At 68.8% G+C, this 449-nt stretch carries 1 protein-coding gene; it reads left to right on the top strand.

What is annotated here, in order from left to right; all coding sequences use genetic code 11:
• Nucleotides 1-449, top strand: a 449-nt coding sequence (locus JMF97_RS30820; RefSeq protein ID WP_203224693.1) for a GTP-binding protein, incomplete at both ends; no start/stop codon positions are given.

Below are 449 nucleotides of genomic sequence, written 5' to 3'. Positions count from 1 at the left end.
CAGTTGGCCGCGGTGGAAGCGGTCAGCGCGGCCCGGGGCGACGAGTACACCAACCTGGCGTTGCTCACCGACGGCCTGCGGGCCGAGCGGGAGCAGGGCATCACCATCGACGTGGCGTACCGCTCCTTCGCCACGCCACGGCGCAAGTTCATCATCGCCGACACCCCCGGGCACATCCAGTACACCCGGAACATGGTCACCGGCGCCTCCACCGCCGACCTGGCATTGATCCTGGTGGACGCACGTAAGGGCCTGGTGGAGCAGTCGCGCCGGCACGCCTTCCTCTGCCCTCTGCTGCGGGTGCCGCACCTGGTGCTCTGCGTCAACAAGATGGCTCTGGTCGACTACTCGCAGGAGGTCTTCCACCGCATCGCCGACCAGTGCACCCGCTTCCGGGCAGACCTGGGCGCTCCGGTACGTGCCTGGGTCCCGATCGCCTGGCTACACGG

The organism is Micromonospora fiedleri (assembly GCF_016774385.1).
Classification (GTDB): Bacteria; Actinomycetota; Actinomycetes; order Mycobacteriales; family Micromonosporaceae; genus Micromonospora; species Micromonospora gifhornensis.
Note: the sequence above shows the minus strand (reverse complement) of the source record. Positions and strands in the feature narration are given on the sequence as shown.